14 protein-coding genes are annotated in these 18,564 nt (G+C 74.5%); 1 reads left to right on the top strand and 13 read right to left on the bottom strand.

Annotated features, from left to right (window positions below):
- Positions 1-303: 303 nt before the first annotated feature.
- Genes cobC through cobM form a run of 6 tightly spaced genes read right to left on the bottom strand, consistent with a single transcriptional unit; the run spans position 304 to position 6,651 of the window.
- The gene (gene cobC / locus AB0A61_RS05500) at positions 304-1,407 is read right to left on the bottom strand and encodes an Rv2231c family pyridoxal phosphate-dependent protein CobC (RefSeq protein ID WP_361286497.1); all 1,104 of its coding nucleotides are present in this window, start codon (positions 1,405-1,407) and stop codon (positions 304-306) included.
- Positions 1,397-2,305: a sirohydrochlorin chelatase gene (locus tag AB0A61_RS05495; protein ID WP_361286494.1), complete on the bottom strand. Its 909-nt coding sequence runs from the start codon at positions 2,303-2,305 to the stop codon at positions 1,397-1,399. Before AB0A61_RS05495 ends, cobC begins: the two co-directional genes overlap by 11 nt.
- Positions 2,302-2,889, bottom strand: a complete 588-nt coding sequence (locus tag AB0A61_RS05490; protein ID WP_361286491.1) for a precorrin-8X methylmutase — start codon at positions 2,887-2,889, stop codon at positions 2,302-2,304. The genes AB0A61_RS05495 and AB0A61_RS05490 overlap by 4 nt, the downstream gene beginning before the upstream one ends.
- Entirely contained in the window at positions 2,886-4,589 is a 1,704-nt protein-coding gene (cobJ, locus tag AB0A61_RS05485; protein WP_361286488.1) for a precorrin-3B C(17)-methyltransferase, read from the bottom strand. The genes AB0A61_RS05490 and cobJ overlap by 4 nt, the downstream gene beginning before the upstream one ends.
- Complete coding sequence (gene cbiE, locus AB0A61_RS05480) at positions 4,586-5,827, bottom strand: precorrin-6y C5,15-methyltransferase (decarboxylating) subunit CbiE (protein ID WP_361287298.1); 1,242 nt, start codon at positions 5,825-5,827, stop codon at positions 4,586-4,588. Before cbiE ends, cobJ begins: the two co-directional genes overlap by 4 nt.
- Before the next feature lie 5 nt (positions 5,828-5,832).
- Complete coding sequence (gene cobM, locus AB0A61_RS05475; RefSeq protein ID WP_361286485.1) at positions 5,833-6,651, bottom strand: precorrin-4 C(11)-methyltransferase; 819 nt, start codon at positions 6,649-6,651, stop codon at positions 5,833-5,835.
- A 95-nt stretch (positions 6,652-6,746) separates the two neighbouring features.
- Here cobM and AB0A61_RS05470 point away from each other — a divergent pair, with 95 nt between their 5' ends.
- Positions 6,747-7,595 carry a ZIP family metal transporter gene (locus AB0A61_RS05470; RefSeq protein WP_361286482.1) on the top strand — a complete coding sequence of 283 codons (849 nt, stop codon included), beginning with the start codon at positions 6,747-6,749 and terminating at the stop codon, positions 7,593-7,595.
- A 17-nt stretch (positions 7,596-7,612) separates the two neighbouring features.
- On the opposite strand, the gene cobI is transcribed toward AB0A61_RS05470, so the two are convergent.
- The 7 genes from cobI to AB0A61_RS05435 are packed head-to-tail and all read right to left on the bottom strand — an operon-like array spanning position 7,613 to position 18,528.
- Positions 7,613-8,344 carry a precorrin-2 C(20)-methyltransferase gene (cobI, locus tag AB0A61_RS05465; protein ID WP_361286479.1) on the bottom strand — a complete coding sequence of 244 codons (732 nt, stop codon included), beginning with the start codon at positions 8,342-8,344 and terminating at the stop codon, positions 7,613-7,615.
- Positions 8,341-9,768 (bottom strand): cobyrinate a,c-diamide synthase, encoded by a 1,428-nt coding sequence (locus AB0A61_RS05460; RefSeq protein WP_361286476.1) that lies wholly within the window; start codon positions 9,766-9,768, stop codon positions 8,341-8,343. Before AB0A61_RS05460 ends, cobI begins: the two co-directional genes overlap by 4 nt.
- Positions 9,769-9,778: 10 nt before the next feature.
- The gene (gene cobO / locus AB0A61_RS05455) at positions 9,779-10,387 is read right to left on the bottom strand and encodes a cob(I)yrinic acid a,c-diamide adenosyltransferase (protein ID WP_361286474.1); all 609 of its coding nucleotides are present in this window, start codon (positions 10,385-10,387) and stop codon (positions 9,779-9,781) included.
- Positions 10,387-12,396, bottom strand: a complete 2,010-nt coding sequence (locus AB0A61_RS05450) for a putative cobaltochelatase (RefSeq protein ID WP_361286471.1) — start codon at positions 12,394-12,396, stop codon at positions 10,387-10,389. The genes cobO and AB0A61_RS05450 overlap by 1 nt, the downstream gene beginning before the upstream one ends.
- Positions 12,393-16,070, bottom strand: coding sequence for a cobaltochelatase subunit CobN (gene cobN, locus AB0A61_RS05445; RefSeq protein WP_361286468.1), 3,678 nt, complete (start codon positions 16,068-16,070; stop codon positions 12,393-12,395). The genes AB0A61_RS05450 and cobN overlap by 4 nt, the downstream gene beginning before the upstream one ends.
- The gene (locus AB0A61_RS05440) at positions 16,067-17,575 is read right to left on the bottom strand and encodes a cobyric acid synthase (RefSeq protein WP_361286465.1); all 1,509 of its coding nucleotides are present in this window, start codon (positions 17,573-17,575) and stop codon (positions 16,067-16,069) included. The genes cobN and AB0A61_RS05440 overlap by 4 nt, the downstream gene beginning before the upstream one ends.
- Positions 17,572-18,528, bottom strand: a complete 957-nt coding sequence (locus tag AB0A61_RS05435; protein WP_361286462.1) for a cobalamin biosynthesis protein — start codon at positions 18,526-18,528, stop codon at positions 17,572-17,574. The genes AB0A61_RS05440 and AB0A61_RS05435 overlap by 4 nt, the downstream gene beginning before the upstream one ends.
- Positions 18,529-18,564 lie beyond the last annotated feature (36 nt).

The raw sequence follows: 18,564 nt of genomic DNA, 5'->3' as shown, positions 1-18,564 counted from the left end.
GGGCGCGGTGGCCCCTTGACTTGGCGAGTGGGCGGAGTCCCGGGGTGCGGTGGCCTCTCGGCTCGGCGAGTGGTGTTGGGGGTGCGGGGGCGTGGTCCGTGGCGGGGTCAGTCCCGCCCGGGCCGGTGACCCGGGTGGGGTTCGCCTTCGCCGGGGTTGGGGGTGGAGTCGTGGGGTGCGGTCGCTCTCCACCGGGCGGATCGGCTCGGGGGTGCAGGGGGCTGACCCCGCCGGGGTCAGTCTCGCCCAGTCAGCCTCCGCCCCGGTCCGGGGCGGAGTCCCGGGAGTGGGGTGCCTCTCGACTCAGTGGGTCGGGTGGGTGGGTGGGCCGGACAGTGTCCGGTCCAGCGCTGCCAGGAACGCGTTGGTCGTCGCCCGGTCGCGGACCGCCAGGCGCAGCCAGTCCTCGCCCAGGCCGGGGAAGGTGTCCCCGCGCCGCACCGCGTACCCCAGCTCCCGCAGCCGGCGCCGTACGCCCGCCGCCCCCGGCACCCGGACCAGCACGAACGGGCCCTCCGCCGGCTCCACCACGCGCACCCCGCGCGCCCCGAACGCGGCCAGGCCCGCCACCAGGTGGGCCCGGTCCGCGGCGACGCGGTGCGCCGCGTGGGCCGCCTCCGCGAGGGCCCGCGGCTCCACGCACGCCCGGGCCGCCGCCAGGGCCGGCGTGGACACCGGCCACAGCGGCTGCGCCCGCGCCAGTTCGGCGATCGTCTCGGCGCAGGACAGGACGTACCCGATCCTGAGGCCCGCCAGACCCCACGTCTTGGTCAGGCTCCGCAGCACCACCAGGCCGGGCACGTCGGTCCGCCCCGCCAGCGCCTCCCGCTCGCCCGGCACCGCGTCCATGAAGGCCTCGTCGACGACCAGCGTCCGGCCCGGCCGGGCCAGTTCGACGACCGCCGCGGCAGGATGCAGCACCGAGGTGGGGTTCGTCGGGTTGCCCACCACCACCAGGTCGGCGTCCTCCGGGACGGCCGTCGCGTCGAGCCGGAAGCCGTCCTCCTCCCGCAGCAGCACCCGGTCGACCGAGTGGCCCGCGTCGCGCAGCGCCGCCTCCGGCTCGGTGAACTGCGGATGCACCACGACCGGCCGCCGCACCTTCAGGGCCCGGGCGAGCAGCACGAAGGCCTCCGCCGCTCCGGCCGTGAGCAGCACCTGCTCCACCGCGAGCCCGTGCCGCGCCGCCACCGCGGCCCGCGCCGCCCGGCCGTCCGGATAGGCCGCCAGGCCGGCGAGCGACGCGGCGATCCGCTCCCGCAGCCACACCGGGGGCGTGTCCGCGCGGACGTTCACGGCGAGGTCGACCAGCGCCGAGCCGTCGTCCCGCACCTCGGCGTCCCCGTGGTGCCGCAGGTCGGGCCCGGACCCGCCCCGCTCCCGGCCGTCCCGTTCCTCAGTGCGCATGGGAGTGAGTGTGTCCCCCGTGGTGGTGGTGGCCGTCGTCGTCGGGGTGGAAGTGCGGCTGCTGCGGCAGGCCCACCTTCTCCTCGAAGCCCGGCAGCGCGATGCGGTACACGCACGAGTCGCAGTTCATCCGCAGGTCGCCCTTGACGGCCTCCTCGTACCGCTCCATCACCAGGTCCAGCAGCTCCGGTTCCGGTCCGATGACGTCCGCCGAGCGCACCTCGACCTCCGGGTGCGCGGCCGCCCAGCTCTCCGTCTGCTCCCGGACCCGGTCCGGCAGGATCCCGGTGAACAGGAAGTACGGCAGCACGACGATCCGGTGCGCGCCGAGCCGCGCGCACCGGTCCAGACCGCTCGGCACGTCAGGTGCCGCCAGCGACACGAACGCCGTCTCCACCCCCGCGTACCCGCGGCCCTCCCACAGCAGCCGCGCCGCCTTGAACACCTCGGCGTTGGCGTCCGGGTCCGTCGAGCCACGCCCGACCAGCAGCACCGTCACGTCCGACCGTTCCCCGGCCGTACCCTCCAGCGCCTCGTCCAGGCGCCGCTCCAGCACGTTCAGCAGCGCCGGGTGCGGACCCAGCGGACGCCCGTACGTGTACGAGATCCCCGGGTGGCGTTCCTTCTCGCGGGCCAGCGCCGCCGGGATGTCGCCCTTGGCATGCCCGGCGGACACCAGCATCAGCGGCACGGCGGCGAACCGGTGTACACCCTGCTCCACCAGCTCGCTCACCGCGTCGCCCAGCGGCGGCGGGGACAGCTCGATGAAGCCGCCCGCGACGGGCAGCTCGGGGTGGCGGCGGCCCAACTCCCGTACGAAGGCACGGAACGCCTCGGCCCCGGCGTCGTCCCGGGTGCCGTGGCCGGCGATGAGCAGGGCGGGCGGCGGCGTGGTCACTGGTTCTCCTCGGACGAAGTGGGGTGGTACAGCAGGGCGTTGAGCGCGGCGGCAGCGACCGCCGAACCGCCCTTCTCGGACACGTTGCTGACAGCGGGCAGCCCGCTCTCGCGCAACGCGGCCTTGGACTCGGCCGCTCCGACGAAACCGACCGGCAGACCGATGACGAGTGCCGGGCAGGCGTCCAGGGTCAGCAGTTCCTCCAGGGCGGTCGGCGCGCAGCCGATCACCCAGAGGGCTCCCGGCCCGACGTCCTCGTAGGCAAGCCGGACGGCGTGCGCGGACCGCGTCAGGCCCGGCCCGGACCTGGCGTCCTTCAGCCGGCAGACGGTGTCGCGCCGGGTGATCCCGGCGGCCACCATCTCGACGTCCACGACGACGGGCGCCCCGGCGTGCAACGCGGTGTGCGCCTTCGTCAGCTCGTACTCGTCCATGACGAGGTCGTCGGCGTAGGCGAGGTCGGCGCTGGAGTGGATGACCCGCTCCACCACCGCCCGGGTCAGCGGCGCAAAGCGCGAGGTGTCCAGGCGGGCGCGCAGCCGCCGCATGGACTCCTGCTCGATGGGATGGACCACACGGTTCACTGGGCGTCCTCCTGCCGGGTGTCCTGCCAGCGGTAGCCGCGCGGCGTGACCATGCGGCCCGCGATCTCCCGGGTCGCCGTGTTGCCCACGGTCACGACCGTCATCATGTCGACCGTCGCGGGGTCCAGTCCGGCCAGTGTGGTCAGCCGGCTGGACTCGTCGGGCCGGGACGCGTTGCGTACCACCCCGACCGGCGTCGTCGGCTCCCGGTGGCCGGCGAGGATCGCGAGCGCCTTCGGCAGCTGCCAGTCACGGCCCCGGGAACGCGGGTTGTAGAAGGTCACGACGAGGTCCGCCTCGGCGGCGGCCCGCACCCGCCGCTCGATGACCTCCCAGGGGGTGTGCAGGTCGGAGAGGCTGATCGACACATGGTCGTGGCCGAGCGGAGCACCGAGGAGCGCCCCGGCCGCGAGCGCCGCCGTGACGCCCGGCACGCCGACCACGTCGATGTCGTCGGACGCCTCGGCCAGCGCGGGCGAGGCCATGGCGTAGACCCCCGCGTCACCGCTGCCGATCAGCGCGACGGCCTGCCCCCTGCGGGCCTCGGCGACGGCCGTGCGCGCCCGTTCCTCCTCGGCGCCCAGCCCCGACTCCAGGATCCGGGTGCCGGGCCGCAGCAGGTCCCGGATCTGGTCGACGTACTGGTCGAGGCCGACGAGCACGGAGGCGCGGCGGAGTTCGGCCTTCGCGCGCGGGGTCAGCAGGTCCCGGGCGCCGGGCCCGAGCCCCACGACCGCGAGCCGCCCGCGCACCGGCCGCCGTACCACCGCGCAGGTCGCCATCGCGGGACTGCCGTCCGCCCGCTCCGACTTCCGCTTGGGCACGAGGAGTTCGCCGCCACCCGCGAGCGCGGCGGCCTCCGCGACCGACGGGGTGCCGACGGCGGCGAGCGGCGCGCCGGAGGGGTTCGGCACCTCGACGGCGGCCAACTCCGCCGCGGAGTACGTCACCAGGGGCACCCCGAGGCGTTCGGCGGCCTCCACGATGCCCGCCTCGTCGGCCTTGGCGTCGACGGTGGCGAGCGCGCCGACGGACCGGGCGGACAGTCCGGCCTCCCGCAACGCGGCCCCGACCAGGTCGAGCACCTCCTGCACCGGGGCACCCCTGGAGGCGCCGACTCCCACGACGAGGGACGGGGGCCGCAGGATCACCTCCTGTCCGGCGGGCTCGACCGCGCGGTCCGTCAGACGCACGGTGTACCGCCCCCGCGGGGCCAGCGGCAGCGGGGGCAGCGGCCAGGGCACCTCGGCGGCCAGGGCGACGGCCTCGCCGTCCAGCAGCGCCCGCGACACCGCGGCGACGTCTCCCTCGACCGGCAGCCCCACCGTGTCGAGGCCGGACAGACCGACGGAGTCGGTCGCCGTGGTCACCACCGGCTCGGCCCCCAGCAACTCGGCCACCTCACGGGCGAGTTCGTTGGCCCCGCCCGCATGGCCGCCGACCAGCGACACGGCGAACCGGCCGCCCTCGTCGACGCACACCACGCCCGGGTCGGACGCCTTGTCGCCGAGCAGCGGCGCGACCAGCCGTACGGCCGCCCCCGTCGCCAGGAAACACACCAGTTGCCCGCACTCCGCGAAGGCGGCCCGCACGGCCTCCCCGACGGGCCCGTCGTAGACCCGCGCACGGTCCGGCCACGCGGCCGCCAGCCGGTCCCGCGCAGCCGCTCCCGCCGCGGTGGCGGAAATGAGGCCGATCACTGTGCAACTCCTTCGTCGATGTCGGTGGGCGCCGTGGGCCTGACACCCCACAGCAGGAAAACCGGATTGCCCGCCGCCAGCCGGGTCACGTCCCCCGGCAGCGGCGCCAGCCGCGAGGACTGCAGCAGCACCCCGTCGCAGGTGAACCCGGCACCGGTGAGCGCCTCGCGCGCCGCCGGCACCCGGTCGAGCGCGGCCATCGCGATCACCACCGTCCGCCGGGCCCGCCGCGCGGACTCGGCCACGATGGCGGGTAGTTCGCGTCCCCCGCCGCCGATGAACACGGCGTCGGGGTCGTCGAGTCCGGACAGCGCGTCCGGGGCCCTGCCGTGCACCACGTGCACGTCCACGCCGTGCGCAGCCGCGTTGGCCCGCACCCGCTCCACCCCGTCGGGGGTCTTCTCGACCGCGACGGCGGCGGCACCGAGCCGCGCGCACTCCACGGCCACGGACCCCGAGCCCGCGCCGACGTCCCAGACCAGGTCGCCGAGGCGGGGTCCGAGCCTGGCCAGCGCCAGGGCCCGCACCTCGAACTTGGTGATCATCGAGTCCCGGTGTGTGAACGCGGTCTCGTCCAGGGCCCATCCGGCGGGTTCCGTACGGCCCCCGGCGACGGTCCGCACGGCGCCCAGCGCCCGTGACCCGTCCAGGCACAGCACCACGCTCACCGCCGTACCCCAGTCCCGGGCCGCGGCCTCGGCGGGCGACACCCGCTCCACGCGCTCGCGCCCCGGATCGCCGAGCGCGCTCGCCACGACCAGCACCCGGTCCTCCGGGACCGCCGCGCCCAGCTCGGCGGGACCCGCCCCCGGCCCGGTCAGCACGGCCACCTTGGGATGCGCCCGGCACGCGTTGACCGCCGTGCGCAGCTCACGCCCGTGCGCGCTGACCACCACCGCGTCGTCCCAGGGCAGCCCGAGCCGGGCGAAGGCCGTCGCGACGGACGAGACACCCGGCCGCACATCGAGCCGCTCGGCCCCGAACCGCTGCGCCAGCACCCGCACGATCCCGAAGAACCCGGGATCCCCGGAGGCCAGCACGACGACCCGTCCGCCCTTGTCGAGATACCGTTCGACGGCGTCCAGCGCGGGCGCCAGCGGCCCGAGGACGACACGCTCCGCCGCCTCGGGCAGCCGAGCGGCCGCCAGATGCCGGCGCCCGCCCACGACCAGCTCGGCCCCGGCCAGCACCTCGTCGGGAACGGGCGCCCCCGTCCCCGTACCGACGACGGTGATCAGCGGTCTCACGTGCTCGCGCCCCGCTCGCGCAGGGCCTTGCGGGCCTCGGGATCGGCCTTGCGGAAGCCGTGGAAGTGACCCGGGTGGTACAGGTGCGAGCGGGTGCCGTGGGCGTCGAGGGCCGGGCCCACCAGGAAGAGGGTGTGCTTCCAGAGCCTGTGCTCCTTCACCGTCTCCTCCAGCGTGCCGATCGTGCACCTGACGACCAGCTCCTCCGGCCAGGTCGCCTGGTACGCGACGACGACCGGGGTGGTCGTGGGGTAGCCGCCCTCCAGCAGCTCCCGCACCAGCTGGCCGCTGCGGGCCGCCGACAGGAAGACGGCCATGGTGGTGCCGTGCCGGGCGAACTCGCGCACCTCCTCCCCGGGCGGCATCGGCGTCTTGCCGCCGCCGAGCCGGGTGAGGACGACCGACTGGGCCACCTCGGGGATGGTCAGCTCCCGCTGGGCGAGGGCGGCCACGGCGGAGAACGCGGAGACCCCCGGCACGACCTCCGTCGCGATGCCGATCCGGGCGCACTGGTCGAGCTGCTCCTGGGTGCCGCCCCACAGCGCCGGGTCGCCGGAGTGGATGCGGGCCACCTTCAGGCCCCGGGCGAACGCCCGCCGGTACACGGCCACGACGTCCTCCAGCGACATCGTCGCCGAGTCCAGGACCTCCGCGTCCTCGCGCGCGTGGTCGAGGACCTCCGCCTGCACCAGGCTGGCCGCCCAGATCACCACGTCGGCCTCGGCGATCACACGTGCGGCGCGGAACGTCAGCAGGTCGGCGGCGCCGGGACCGGCACCGACGAAGGTCACCTTGCCGGTGGGGGCATCGGCCATGGGTTGGGGTCCTCTCGTACGGAATGTCACGGTGTGTGCGGGCGAAGGCGGGGCCGGATGTGCGCAAGTGGGGGCTGATCCGATAGCAAGGGCACATGGCGGTCTTCGTCGCGCTCGGCGCGTTCCTGATGACGTTGGCCGGCGGCTGGACGGCACAACGTGTCACCGACCGCCGCCATCTGGTCCTCGGGCTGGCCGGCGGCCTGATGCTCGGTGTGGTCGGCCTTGACCTGCTGCCGGAGGCGCTGCGCGCGGCGGGCACCGAGGTGTTCGGCGTGCCGGCGGCCCTGCTGCTGTTCGTGGCCGGTTTCCTGCTGGCCCATCTGGTGGAGCGGACGCTGGCCGCCCGGCAGGCCGCGCACGGCGGCGAGGAGCACGTCTTCACGGCTCCGCCTGCGGAGCGTACCGGTCGGCGTCGCGTGGCCGACCGGGCACAGCCCTGCGGGCCCGGGCCCGCCCACCCGTGCGACACCGACGCGCACCTGCGGCTCCAGGAGCAGCGGGCGCCCCAGGTGGGCCTGACGGCGGCGGCCGCCATGGTCGGCCACAGCGCCATGGACGGTGTGGCCATCGGCGCGGCCTTCCAGGTGGGCGGCGGCATGGGGCTGGCGGTCGCGCTGGCCGTCATCGCGCACGACTTCGCGGACGGCTTCAACACCTTCACCCTCACGAGCCTGTACGGCAACGAGCGCCGCAAGGCGGTCGGGATGCTGTTCGCGGACGCGCTCGCACCCGTGGCAGGCGCGGCCTCGACCGCCTTCCTGACCATCCCGGAGTGGTTCCTCGGCGGCTATCTCGGCCTCTTCGGCGGCGTGCTGCTCTATCTCGCCGCCGCCGAGATCCTGCCCGAGGCCCACCACGAGCACCCCGCCCGTTCGACCCTGCTGTGCACGGTCGCGGGCGCCGCCTTCATCTGGCTGGTGGTGGGCATGGCGGGCCGCTGATGCCGCCCGGACACGGCTCACAGCTTGCCGCCCCGCCCGCCGTCGCGCCGCGCGGGCGCGATGAGGGTCGACAGGTACGGCAGGGCGGCGCCGTCGAGATCGGCGGCCGGCCGGATGGACTCCTCCGGAAGCCCCAGCGCCGACCCCCACACGGCGCCGTCGATCCGCCCGCTCTCCCGCAGCGCCTCGGCGACCTCCTGCGCCTGCCGCCCGAACTTGTACGCCACGACCGTGCCGGGCCCGCCCAGGGCGTCCTTGAGCACGGCGGCCCCGGCGGTCACGGGTACGAGCGTCAGCGGCTCGGTGCCCTCGGTCAGCACGGCCCCCGAGCGCGCCGCCAGGTCCTGCATGGCGGTGATGCCCGGCACGGTCTGCACCACCGTCCCCGGCACCAGCTCGCCGACTGTCTGCGCGAGGTAGGTGAAGGTCGAATAGACATTGGGGTCGCCGATGGTGGCGAAGGCGACCGAGCCGTGCGCCCTCAGCAGTCCGGCGACCCGCTCGCCGGCGGCGTCCCAGGCGGCCTCGCGCCGCGCCCGGTCGGTCCGCTCGTTCAGTGCGAACACCACCCGGACGACCTTCTCCTGCGGCACGTAGTGCAGCACGGTCGCCTCGGCCCGCCCCCGCTCCCCGGTGTCCATCACGGGCACGACGACGACGTCCGCCGCGCGCAGCGCGTTGACGCCCTTCACGGTCACCAGCTCCGGATCGCCCGGTCCGACCCCGACCCCGACCAGCCTGCTGCTCATGATGTCCGGCACCTCTCCACGAACCTACGGGCGACACCGGGCGCGGCCGCCCAGTGCGTGTGCAGGTAACTCGCGTGCACACCTTGTTGTACGAAACCTTCGACCCGCCGGTCAGGGGCGCGTACGCCCCAGGCGGGAGCCGCCGGGGGCGCCCCCGAGCCCGGCTCGACCACGGTCCGGTGGAACTCGTGGCCGCGCCTGCGCTCCCCGGTGGCGGCCAGCACGCTGTCGCCGACGGCCACGGCGTCGCGGTAGCCGAGGGTGAGCCGCTCACTCATGCGGGCGGCGGCGTCGAGCACACCGCACATGGGCAGCCCGTCCAGCTCACGGCACAGGTACAGCAGCCCCGCGCACTCGGCGGCGACGGGCGCGCCGCCGTCGGCGAGCGCGGAAACCGCCTTGCGCAGCGGCTCGTTGGCGGACAGCTCGGCCGCGTACACCTCGGGGAAACCACCGCCGATCACCAACCCGCCCACTCCGTCCGGGAGTTGTTCGTCCCGAAGGGGATCGAAGGGAGTGACCTCGGCTCCGGCGGCGGTGAGCAACTCGGTGTGCTCGGCGTAGGAGAAGGTGAAGGCGGGGCCACCGGCAACGGCAATCACCGGTGCCTCAGGCCGTAGGCGGAAGTCCCGGGGCACCGCCCCCGGGGCCGCAACGGGCAGGGGCGCGCAGGGCGAGACCGCCAGCGCCTCAGCCGCATCCCAGTCCGCACCCGGCAGCGCACCCGCGCTCCGCGCCAGCCCCGCCAACGCGTCGAGATCGCACCCTTCTTCCACCAGCGCGGCCATGGCCGCAACCGCCTCGACGGCCTCCGCGCGCCGCTCGGCGACCGGCACCAGCCCCAGATGACGCGACGGCGTGTCCACCCGGGCCGCCCGTCGCAGCACGCCCAGCACCGGCACCCCGGCGCCGTCCAGGGCCTCCCGCAGCAACTGCTCGTGCCGGTCGGACGCGACCTTGTTCAGGATCACGCCTGCGATCCGCACCTCGGGGTCCCAGGAGGCGAACCCGTGCACCAGCGCGGCCACCGACCGGGACTGCGAGGACGCGTCGACGACCAGCACCACCGGCGCCCGCAGCAGCTTCGCCACCTGGGCCGTGGACGCCAGTTCACCCTCCCCGGCGGCCCCGTCGTAGAGCCCCATGACGCCCTCGACCACCGCGATGTCGCAGCCGCGCGACCCGTGCCGGAACAGCGGTCCGATCAGGTCGGGCCCGCACAGGTAAGCGTCCAGGTTCCGCCCCACGCGCCCGGTGGCGAGCGCGTGGTACCCGGGGTCGATGTAGTCCGGCCCGACCTTGTGCGGGGACACGGCAAAACCCCGCCGGGCGAACGCGGCCATCAGCCCCGTGGCGACGGTGGTCTTGCCGCTGCCGGACGACGGCGCGGCGACGACCAGCCGGGGCACGGACGAGGAGGACATCAGCACGGTGTCACCACTCGATGCCCTTCTGGCCCTTCTGGCCGACGTCCATCGGGTGCTTGACCTTGGACATGTCGGTGACGAGGTCCGCGAAGCCGACGAGCTTCTCCGGCGCGTTCCGCCCGGTGATCACCACGTGCTGGGTCCCCGGCCGGTGGCGCAGCACGTCCACGACCTCCTCGGTGTCGACCCAGCCCCAGTGCATCGGGTACGCGAACTCGTCGAGCACGTACAGCCGGTAGGTCTCGGCGGCCAGGTCACGCTTGACCTGCTCCCAGCCCTCCCGGGCCTTCTCCTCGTTGGTCGCGTTGTCACCCTGGAGGTCGCGCTGCACCCACGACCAGCCCTCGCCCATCTTGTGCCAGTCCACGGTGCCGCCCTGCCCGGAGGCGCCCAGCACCCGCAGCGCGTTCTCCTCGCCGACCTTCCACTTGGCCGACTTGACGAACTGGAACACCCCGATCGGCCAGCCCTGGTTCCAGGCGCGCAGCGCCAGCCCGAAGGCGGCGGTGGACTTGCCCTTGCCGACCCCGGTGTGCACGACGACGAGCGGCCGGTTGCGCCGCTGACGGGTGGTCAGTCCGTCGTCCGGTACGACACTCGGCTGTCCCTGCGGCATTACGCGGCCCTCCTCGGGTTCCTCTGCGCGTCCTGCACGTTCCTCACCACACCGGCGATGCCGTCCGCGCGCAGCTCGTCCAGCGTCACCGCCGTACCGCCCAGCTCGCCGGCCAGTTGCCCCGCCAGCCCCAGCCGCACCGGCCCGGACTCGCAGTCCACGACCACGGACGCGACACCCCCGGCCGCCAGCAGCCGCGCCGCCCGCCCGGCCAGGGCGACCGGCTCCGTCCCGCCGGTGGCCCGCCCGTCCGTCACCACCACGACCAGCGCCCGCCGCGCCGGGTCGCGCAGCCGCTCCACCCGCAGCACCTCGTGCGCGGTGAGGAGCCCGGCGGCGAGCGGGGTGCGCCCGCCGGTCGGCAGCGACTCGAGCCGCGCGGCCGCCGCGTCCACCGACGAGGTCGGCGGCAGTGCCACCTCGGCGTCCCTGCCGCGGAAGGTCACCAGCCCCACCTTGTCGCGCCGCTGGTAGGCGTCCAGGAGCAGCGACAGCACCGCGCCCTTCACCGCGCTCATCCGCTGCCGTGCCGCCATCGATCCGGAGGCGTCCACGACGAACAGCACGAGGTTTCCCTCCCGCCCCTCCCGCGTCGCCTGCCGCAGGTCGTCCCGGCGCACCACCAGGCCCGGCCCCGACCTCCCGCGGGCCCGCTGGTGCGGCGCGGCGGCCTGCACGGTCGCCGCCAGATGCAGCTTGGTGAGCGTCCCCCGGGGGCGCCGGGCCCCCGTCGTCCGCCCGTGCTCGGTCCGGGCCCGCGAGCGCCGCCCGGCGGCACCCTCACCGATGCCGGGCACACTCAGCACCTTCGCACGGAAGGGCTCGGCGGCCCGTACGGCAGCCTGCTCGCCGGCACCGGAGGCCTGCGGCTCCCCGTCCTCGCCGGACTCGGGCCGGGCGCCCGTCTCACCGCCCCGCGGGCCACCGTCGGCCTGCGGAGGCTGCCCACCGCCGCCACCGGGGCCGTCCGGGCCCGGATCCGGGTCGTCGTCGTCCGAACCGCCGAACTGCTCGAGCGTCTCGTCGAGTTTGTCCTCGTCCAGCCCCGGCGCGTCGAAGGGGTTGCGCCGCCGCCGGTGCGGCAGCGCGAGCAGGGCCGCCTGCCGTACGTCCTCGGCGAGCACGTCGGTCCGCCCGGCCCAGGCCGCCAGCGCCGTGGCGGTACGCGCCATCACGATGTCGGCGCGCATCCCGTCCACCTCGAAGGCGGCACAGGTCGCCGCGATCTGCCGCAGCGCCCCGTCGCCCAGCCGCACCTGCGGCAGCAGCGTGCGCGCCGCCACGATCCGCGCCCGTACGGCGGCCTCCTCCTCGGCCCACCGGGCGGCGAAACCGGCGGGGTCGTCGTCATGGGCCAGCCGCCGCCGGACGACCTCCACCCGCTGCTCCGGCTCCCGCGAGGCCGCCACCTCGACGGTCAGCCCGAACCGGTCGAGCAGCTGCGGCCGCAGCTCGCCCTCCTCGGGGTTCATGGTGCCGACCAGCAGGAAACGGGCCGCGTGCCGCACGGACACGCCCTCGCGCTCCACGTACGAGGCGCCCATCGCGGCCGCGTCCAGCAGCAGGTCGACCAGGTGGTCGTGCAGGAGGTTGACCTCGTCGACGTAGAGGATGCCGCGGTGCGCGTCGGCGAGCAGACCCGGCTCGAAGGCCTTCACGCCCTCGGCGAGCGCCCGTTCGATGTCGAGGGCGCCCACCAGCCGGTCCTCGGAGGCGCCGACAGGGAGTTCGACCATGCGTGCGGCACGCGTCGTACCGGTGCCCGGCTCGTGCGGCCCGTCGGGACATCCCGGGTCCGGGGCGGCCGGGTCGCAGGAGAAGCGGCACCCGGGGACGACCGGGACCTGCGGCAGCAGCGCCGACAGGGCGCGCACCGCCGTGGACTTGGCGGTGCCCTTCTCGCCGCGCACCAGCACACCGCCGACCGCGGGCGACACGGCGTTCAGCAGCAGCGCCAGACGCAGGTCGTCCTGGCCGACGACGGCCGTGAACGGAAACGGGGTACTCACTTCTCCTCGCCCTCCAAGTCGCCTTCCAGCTCCAGATAGGTGGCCCGCAGCCGCTCCAGCGTGTCCGCGTCCGGCTCCGCCCACAGCCCGCGGTCGGCCGCCTCCAGGAGCCGCTCCGTGATACCGCGCAGGGCCCACGGGTTGGACTTCTTCATGAAGTCCCGGTTCTCCGGTTCGAAGACGTACTCGGCGCTGAGCTTCTCGTACATCCAGTCGTCGACCACGCCGGCCGTGGCGTCGTACCCGAAGAGGTAGTCGACGGTCGCGGCCATCTCGAAGGCGCCCTTGTAGCCGTGGCGGCGCATCGCCGCCATCCAGCGCGGGTTGACCACACGGGCACGGAAGACCCGGTGCGTCTCCTCACCGAGGGTGCGCGTCTTCACCTGGTCCGGTACGGCGCTGTCCCCGACGTACGCCTCGGGGCTCGCGCCCGTCAGGTGCCGCACCATGGCGACCATGCCGCCGTGGTACTGGAAGTAGTCGTCGGCGTCCACGAGGTCGTGCTCGCGGGTGTCGACGTTCTTGGCGGCGACGGCGATCCTCCGGAACGCCGTCTCCATGTCCCCGCGCGCCGCCCGCCCGTCGAGTCCGCGGCCGTAGGCATAGCCGCCCCACACCGCGTACACCTCGGCGAGATCGGCGTCCGAGCGCCAGTTGCGGGCGTCGATCAACGGCAGCAGGCCCGCGCCGTACGCGCCCGGCTTGGAGCCGAAGACACGCGCGGTCGCGCGCCGCCGGTCCCCGTGGACGGCCGTGTCCTCGTCGGCGTGGGCGCGGACGAAGTTCCCCTCGGCGGGCTCGTCCAGCTCGGCCACCGCCCGTACGGCGTCGTCGATGAGCCCGACGACGTGCGGGAACGCGTCCCGGAAGAAGCCCGAGATACGCACCGTGACGTCGATGCGGGGCCGGCCGAGCTCCTGGAGGGGGATCACCTCGAAGCCGGTCACCCGGCGGGAGGCGTCGTCCCAGACCGGACGGCAGCCGAGCAGCGCCAGGATCTCGGCGATGTCGTCGCCCTGAGTGCGCATGGCGGACGTCCCCCAGACCGTCAGGCCGACCGACTTCGGGTACTGGCCGGTGTCGCTCAGGTACCGCTGCACCAGCGAGTCGGCCAGCGACTGCCCGACCTCCCAGCTCAGCCGGGACGGAATGGCCTTGGGGTCGACCGAGTAGAAGTTGCGGCCGGTCGGGAGCACGTTGACCAGACCGCGCGTGGGCGAGCCCGACGGGCCGGCCGGGACGTAACCGCCGTCCAGGGCCCGCAGGATGTGGCCGATCTCGTCGGTGGTCCTCGCCAGCCGCGGCACGACCTCGGTGCAGGCGAAGTCCAGCACGGCGACGGCTTCGGGAAGTTCGGTGCCGAGCACCTCCCGTACGAAGGCCGCGCTCGCGTCCGCGGCCCAGCCGCGCTCCTCCATGCCCTGCGCGACCCGCCGGCACAACTGCTCCAGCAGGTCGATCGCGTCCGCGGCCGTACGGGACGGACCGTCCACCAGGTCGGTCAGCTCGACGGGAACCTTCACCGGCGCACCGGGCCCGGCGAGCAGGTCCTTCTCCACCAGACCGAAGTGCTCGGCCAGCGAAGCCCGCAGCCCCGGCAGTGCGTTCGCCTGCCCGCCCCACACCTGCGAGGCACGCAGCACGGCCAGCACGAGGTTCACGCGCGGCTCGCCGACCGGGCCGCCGCCGAGGATGTGCAGTCCGTCGCGGATCTGCACGTCCTTGATCTCGCACAGATAACCGTCGATGTGCATGACGAACTCGTCGAACTCGTCGTCGTCCGGCTGCTCGTCCACATGGAGGTCGTGGTGCAGCTCGGCGGCCTTGACCAGCGTCCAGATCTGGGCGCGCACCGCCGGGGCCTTCGCCGGGTCCAGGTCCGAGACGAGCGCGTACTCGTCCAGGAGCTGCTCCAGTTTCGCCAGGTCGCCGTAGGTGTCGGCACGCGCCATCGGCGGTACGAGGTGGTCGACGACCGTGGCGTGGCCGCGTCGCTTGGCCTGGGTTCCCTCGCCGGGGTCGTTGACGATGAAGGGGTAGATCAGTGGCAGGTCGCCGAGGACGGCGTCCGGGGCGCACCCCCGGCCGAGTCCGAGCCCCTTGCCGGGCAGCCACTCCATCGTGCCGTGCTTGCCCATGTGGACGATCGCGTCGGCGCCGAAGCCCCCCTGCGATGTCGCGGCCTCCAGCCAGCGGTAGGCCGCCATGTAGTGGTGCGACGGCGGCATGTCGGGGTCGTGGTAGATCGCGATCGGGTTCTCGCCGAAGCCGCGTGGCGGCTGGATCATGACCACGACGTTCCCGAACCGGAGGGAGGCCAGCACGATGTCGTCCCCGTCGACGTACAGGCCGCCCGGCGGCTCGCCCCACGCCTCCAGCATCGCCTCACGCAGCCCGGGGTCGAGCTCGTCGAACCACGCCCGGTAGTCGGCCAGCGGCACGCGCGCGGGCGCGGCGGCCAGCTGTTCCTCCGTGAGCCACTCGACGTCGTGGCCGCCGGCCTCGATGAGCCGGTGGATCAACTCGTCGCCGTTGTCCGGGTACTCGGTGAGGGAGTACCCCGCCTCCCGCAGCGCGTCCAGCACGCGTACCGCCGAGGCGGGCGTGTCGAGGCCGACCGCGTTGCCGACCCGCGAGTGCTTGGTCGGGTAGGCGGTGAAGACCAGCGCGACCTTCTTGTCCGCGTTGTCCCTGTGCTTCAACCGCGCGTGCCGTAGGGCGATTCCGGCGACCCGCCCGGCCCGCTCGGGGTCGGCGACGTAGACCGGCACGTCGGCCCCCCCGTCGGCGACCTGCTCCTTGAAGGAGAACGGCACGGTGATCAGGCGGCCGTCGAACTCGGGGATGGCGACCTGCATGGCCGCGTCCATGGGGGAGAGGGCGGCGTCGGACTCGTTCCAGGCGGCGCGCGAGGAGGTCAGGCACAGCCCCTGCAGGACGGGGATGTCGAGGTCGGCGAGGGCCCCGATGTCCCAGGACTCCTCGTCGCCGCCCGCCGACGCCTGCGAGGCGTGCGTGCCGCCGGCCGCCAGGACCGTGGCGACCAGGGCGTCGGCCCGGCCCAGGATCTCGTACAGCCCCGCCGGCGCACCGCGCAGCGAACCGCAGTACACCGCGAGGGCGTTGGCGCCGCGTGCCTCGATGGCGTCGCACAGGGTGTCCACGAAGGCGGTGTTGCCGCTCAGTTCGTGGGCGCGGTAGAAGAGCACGCCGACCGTGGGACGGCCCTCGACCAGCGCCCGCTCGCCGTGGACGCCGTACTCGGGCATCTTCCGCGGCTCGTCGAACCCCTCGCCGGTCAGCAGCACGGTGTCGGACAGGAACCGGGCGAGTTCGGTGAGGTTGGCGGGGCCGCCCTCGACCAGGTACTTCAGGGCCTCGGCGACCACACCGGCGGGCACGGACGACTCGGCCATCAACTCCGCGTCCGGGACGGACTCCCCGCCGAGCAGAACGGTCGGGACGCCCGAGGCCCGCAGCGCGGCCAGCCCGTCCTCCCAGGCACGCTTGCCGCCCAGCAGCCGTACGACGGCGATGTCCGCGCCCTCGATCAGCGCCGGCAGCTCCCCGGCCACGTCCACGCGGGTCGGGTTGCCGATCCGGTAGGACGCGCCGGAGGCACGGGCCGCCAGCAGATCGGTGTCGGCGGTCGACAACAACAACACTGTGCTCATGCGGGCGCTCCCGGTGGGATGAAGGGCAGTCCTTGCGGCGCGCCCGACTCGATGAGCCGCCACAGCGCGTCCGTGTCCGCGTGCTGTTCGATCAGGTCGCCGAGCCGGTCGAGCTGTTCCTCGCGCAGCGCGGCGAACGACGTGTCGGGGGCCGGTACGAAGCGGCGGCCCGCGGCGGCCGCCACCTCGCGCAGGAAGGCCCGCCGGAACCCGTCCGACTCCAGGGAGCCGTGCCAGTGCGTGCCCCAGGTCTGGCCGACCCGGCAGCCGTCCAGGAAGGCTTCGCCGCCCAGGACGTCGGCGACTCCGTGGTGGATCTCGTAGCCCTCGACACGCTCCCCGAGGGCCTCGCCGACCGGCCGGGCGAGGGTCTTCTCACGGGCGAACCGCACCCGCACGGGAAGCACCCCGAGCCCGTCCACCTGCCCCCGGCGGCTCTCGACCTCGTCCTCGATGTGCTCGCCGAGGATCTGGAAGCCGCCGCAGACGCCGAGGACGGGCCGCCCCTCGGCGGCGCGCCGTTCGATCGCCGCCGCGAGACCACGCTCGCGCAGCCACTCCAGGGCGCGGACCGTGCCCCGGGTTCCGGGGACCACCACGAGGTCGGCGTCGGCCAGCTCCTCGGGCCGGTCCACGAACCGCACCACGACGCCCGGTTCGGCGGCCAGCGCGTCCACGTCGGTGAAATTGGACATGAGGGGTATCGCGCAGACCGCGACCCGCAGCACGTCCGCACCGACCGCGGGAGCCACCACGGACTCCCGCACCGATCCCCGCAGGGACACCCGCAGCCCGTCCTCCTCGTCGATGCCGAGGCCGTGCCGGAAGGGCAGCACGCCGTAGGTGCGCCGCCCGGTGAGACCGCGCAGCATGTCCAGACCCGGCTCCAGCAGGCTCACGTCACCACGGAACTTGTTGACCAGGAACCCGGCGACGAGTTCCTGGTCCTCGCGGGACAGCAGGGCGACGGTGCCGAAGAACGAGGCGAAGACGCCGCCGCGGTCGATGTCACCGACGACGAGCACGGGAAGCCTCGCGTTGCGGGCGATGCCCATGTTCACGATGTCGGTCCGCCGCAGATTGATCTCGGCAGGACTGCCGGCCCCCTCACAGATCACCGCGTCATACCTGCCCCGCAACTCCGTGAGACAGTCCAGCACGGTGCCGAGCAGCCGCTGCTGCCGCCCGCCGTGGTACCCGCGCGCGCTCAGTTCTCCGACCGGCCTGCCCAGCAGCACCACCTGGCTGCTCTGTTCGCCGCCCGGCTTGAGCAGCACGGGGTTCATCAGCGCGGTGGGCTCGATGCGGCACGCCTGGGCCTGCATGGCCTGCGCGCGTCCGATCTCGGCGCCCTCACGGGTGACGAACGAGTTGAGGGACATGTTCTGCGCCTTGAAGGGCGCGACCTTGACCCCCTGCCGTACCAGCCACCGGCAGATCCCGGCGGTGACGACGCTCTTGCCGGCGTCGGAGGTGGTGCCGGCGACGAGCAGACCACCGCTCATGACGTGCGTCCCTTCGCGAGGATCCGGCGGGCGGCCGCCCGCCCGGCCACACTGACGCCGAGCGCGAGCAGGCTCACCCGACGGGAGAGCCGTACCGCCCGCTCGATGTCACCGGTCCGCACGGCGCGTCCCCGGCCGTTGAGCACCGGCCGGTGCTCGACGCGCCCGCCGTACGACAGGGTTCCGCCCAGCCGCACCCCGAGCGCGCCCGCGAAGGAGGCTTCCACGGGCCCGGCGTTGGGGCTCGGGTGCCGGACGGCGTCGGCCCGCCAGGCGCGCGCGGCGCCCCGCGGGTCCGGACCCGCGGCGGCCGCCAGTACGGCGGTCAGGCGCGCCCCCGGCCACCCGGCGAGGTCGTCGAGCCGCGCCGAGGCCCAGCCGTAGCGGCGGTACTTCGGCGACTTGTGCCCGACCATGGCGTCGAGGGTGTTGACCGCCCGGAAACCGAGCAGCCCGGGCACGCCGCCCACGGCTCCCCACACCAGGGCGCCGACCACCGCGTCCGAGGTGTTCTCGGCGACGGACTCCACCACGGCCCGGGCGATGCCGTCCGCGTCCAGGGCCTGGGGGTCCCGTCCGCACAGATGCGGGAGCCGGGCCCGGGCCGCCTCGACGTCCCCCGCCTCCAGTGCCCGCCCGATGCTCCGCGCCTCCCGGGCGAGCGAAGTCCCCCCGACGACGGCCCAGGTGGCGGTCGCGGTCAGGGCGGCTGAGGCGGTCCGGGAGGGACGCAGGGCGGACGCGGCGAGCGCCGCCAGGGAGACGGTGCCCCCCACGCACACGGCGGTGTGCAGGGCGCCCCACCCCCGGTGGTCCCGCCACAGCACGCGTTCCACGGCACCCGCGGCCCGCCCGAACACGGCGACCGGATGTCCGCGGCGCGGGTCGCCGAGGAGCAGGTCACCGAGAAGGCCGGCGGCGGCGCCGTACGCGAAGTCGCGATCGGCACCCATCGGTTCAGCCGATGGCCGGGGCAGTCACTGGCCGGG

This window comes from Streptomyces sp. NPDC046197 (assembly GCF_040646295.1).
In the GTDB taxonomy this organism is placed as follows: Bacteria; Actinomycetota; Actinomycetes; order Streptomycetales; family Streptomycetaceae; genus Streptomyces.
Note: the sequence above shows the minus strand (reverse complement) of the source record. Positions and strands in the feature narration are given on the sequence as shown.